General features: G+C 38.0%; 3 protein-coding genes and 2 pseudogenes. All 5 read left to right on the top strand.

The window, feature by feature from the left end:
* Nucleotides 1–109: pseudogene (locus ABLA76_RS18200) on the top strand (RHS repeat-associated core domain-containing protein); the annotation flags it as partial.
* Between the two features lie 99 nt (nucleotides 110–208).
* On the top strand, nucleotides 209–436 hold the full coding sequence (locus ABLA76_RS18205; RefSeq protein WP_348988989.1) for a colicin E3/pyocin S6 family cytotoxin: 228 nt from the start codon (nucleotides 209–211) through the stop codon (nucleotides 434–436).
* Nucleotides 433–708 carry an Imm45 family immunity protein gene (gene imm45, locus ABLA76_RS18210; RefSeq protein ID WP_348988987.1) on the top strand — a complete coding sequence of 92 codons (276 nt, stop codon included), beginning with the start codon at nucleotides 433–435 and terminating at the stop codon, nucleotides 706–708. Before ABLA76_RS18205 ends, imm45 begins: the two co-directional genes overlap by 4 nt.
* Before the next feature lie 271 nt (nucleotides 709–979).
* Nucleotides 980–2,109: pseudogene (locus ABLA76_RS18215) on the top strand (ISAs1 family transposase).
* A 110-nt stretch (nucleotides 2,110–2,219) separates the two neighbouring features.
* The coding region (locus ABLA76_RS18220) for a hypothetical protein (protein WP_348988988.1) at nucleotides 2,220–2,684 on the top strand (465 nt) is incomplete at its 3' end.

The following is a 2,684-nucleotide window of genomic DNA, read 5'->3' on the forward strand; positions in this document are numbered from 1 at the left end:
TCGGAATCGTTCCTAAGACCCAATCGGGCTGGCGGGGGGCTTTAACCCTTACGGCTATGTGCATAATCCGCTATCTTGGGTTGACCCGTTTGGATTAACAAAATGTCCTACTCTACCTAACGGTCAAACAGTTGCAGAGTTTGAGAAGAGTCTATTTCGCTTACCTCCAGAGGAAAGGGTTCCAAAAATCAGAGAAATGGCAGAAAGTGTGTCCAAAGAAAACAACTGGACAAGAGCCAAAAATATCGAAAAGTTAAATAAAGGCAGAACAATTTATCAAGATAGTAAATATTATTATTCTGTTGATACTCAGCATGGACGGTTTGAAAAAGTTGCTAAAAAACGAGGCAATCATATAGGTGAAGTAGATATGAAGCTAAATGATATTCCTGATAGTTTCGATCCTAAGGGAAAACACGATTTAAGGGTAACATGATGATAGTAAAACTTGTTGATTATAAATCTGACAGTATATCTAGAGGCTGTGTATTCAGATTCCCTGCTGTCTGGCCATATGAAGATTTTGTAGATCTTTTAGTGGTGAATATTCCCGATGACTATTCCAGACATGGACTTGTTGTATCTACTGGGCATAAAGCAGGATTATTATTAATTCAATTACCCAATGAGAGCGAGCATATAGATAAAGTGGCTTTAAAAAAAGAATGGATAATATCAAATTGGAATAAGTGGATTTATACAGAATGAGATGTGAGTGATGTATATATTATGGATAAATATCCAGCACCATCAGTAATATATTAAATATTAATTCAGCACTTCTTATTTGTATGCCAATCCAACTTCAAGATGCGTGTTATATTTCCCCGCTTGCGGGGAAATATAACACGCATCTTGAAGTTTCTCCAGTATAGAACCAGGGCAAGATCACGAATGTTTTTTAGTCAAAAATAAACTGGTTGCTTCGAGTAAAAAGCTGTGATCTTATACTCTCTTTTGAGCATTGAAACCCAATATCATGTGCCTTGAAGACTTTAGCCTGCATTTTTCAGCGATCCAAGACCCGCGTCAGAGCGCAAAAATCGCCTATCCCTTATTTGATATCCTGTTTGCGTCGCTTTGCGCAATGATTGCTGGCACAGAGGGTTGGAGCGATATTCAGGAATATACCGAAGGCTATCATGAGTGGTTTCTGCAACAAGGTCTGTTCAAAGAAGGCGTCCCTGTTGATGATACGTTTGCCCGGGTTATTTAGCGAATCAACCCAAAACAATTTAACCTTTGTTTTATCAATTGGATGAATTCAGTACATGAACTGACCCAAGGTGAGCTAGTGGCAATTGATGGTAAAGTATTACGCGGCTCTTACTCTCCCGAAAAACGCCTTTCAACACTCCATCTTGTCAGTGTTTACGCCACCACGAATAAACTCGTCATGGGGCAGGTTCGGACTCAGAAAAAATCCAACGAAATCACCGCAATCCCTGAGCTGATCCAATTATTAAATCTGAAAGGTACTCTGGTTTCCATCGATGCAATGGGATGCCAAACCCAAATAGCCCAGAAACTCATTGATGTCGGCGCGGATTACCTATTAAGTGTTAAAGATAACCAAAAACGTCTCCATCGGGCGGTTCAAAACGCGTTGAAAGCGCAATGTACCTCTCCCCTGACAAGAGAAAAAATCAATGTAGAACAAGGCCATGGCCGCACCGAAATCCGGGAAAGCCATGTTATCAGTGCTGATTTACTTAACGGTGATTTCCCAGAATGGCCGGAATTAAAAACACTTGGCGTAACAATAGGATACCGACAGGAAAAAGGTAAATTACCGAGCCTTGAGTATCGCTATTACATCAGTTCAGCAGAACTGACAGAAGAAAAATTGGCTCAGGCAGTACGCAGTCACTGGCGCATTGAAAATAATCTCCATTGGGTGTTGGATGCGATTTTTCATGAAGATGATTGTCAGATTTATCGGGAAAATGCAGCAGAAAATATCGCAATACTCAGACGAATCGCCTTGAATATGTTGAAACAGAAAAAACTAAATTAAGTATAAGGATGAAACGTAAACGCGCCTGGATGAGAATTCAGTTTTTAGAACAGGTATTACAAGCAGGATTTTCTAACCTGAATGTTATTTGATCATTCATGCGGTTGCCCTGGCCGCCTTCTAGTTCTATAGATGTTACACAAAATAAAGATGGTTCTGGCCTTGTTAAGACAATTGGCTGCAAAAATAGTTAGGAAATTATATGACAATACAGTTAATGCCAGAAAAAACAGAGTTTAAAATATCAACTACAGACCTTGAGACTGTTTATACAGAATCAGAGGGAGTTAAACTTAGGCTTAATATTCAATGCCTTGATAATTTTAAGAATAATACATATCGTGATATAGAAATTCACTTTTTGATTGTGGCTGAACTCAGGTGTATTACTATGAATTTTTTCGATCTTAATCATCAAAATTATTCAATAGAAGAGCAGAATTTTACAATAAATCGGATTGATTTTTGGGAAGGAAATGGCTATCACCCTGATTCAGGTTTTTATCAAGTCGCTAATTCAGAGATATTGAGCAATAAAAGATCATTATATGACCCAAGAAATAGATTTGATTTAAAGCATTATTTAATTAATGGCAATGATAGTCATGTAGAAATAATTGCATCTAAATCTAAATATGAATATGAATATAACGCGATGCTCGACTTT

It is taken from the genome of Xenorhabdus sp. SGI240, assembly GCF_040081915.1.
GTDB lineage: Bacteria > Pseudomonadota > Gammaproteobacteria > Enterobacterales > Enterobacteriaceae > Xenorhabdus > Xenorhabdus bakwenae.

Excerpts from the sequence above, each read along its gene's own strand:
- imm45 (WP_348988987.1), top strand. The coding sequence starts at position 433 with ATGATGATAGTAAAACTTGTTGATTATAAATCTGACAGTATATCTAGA.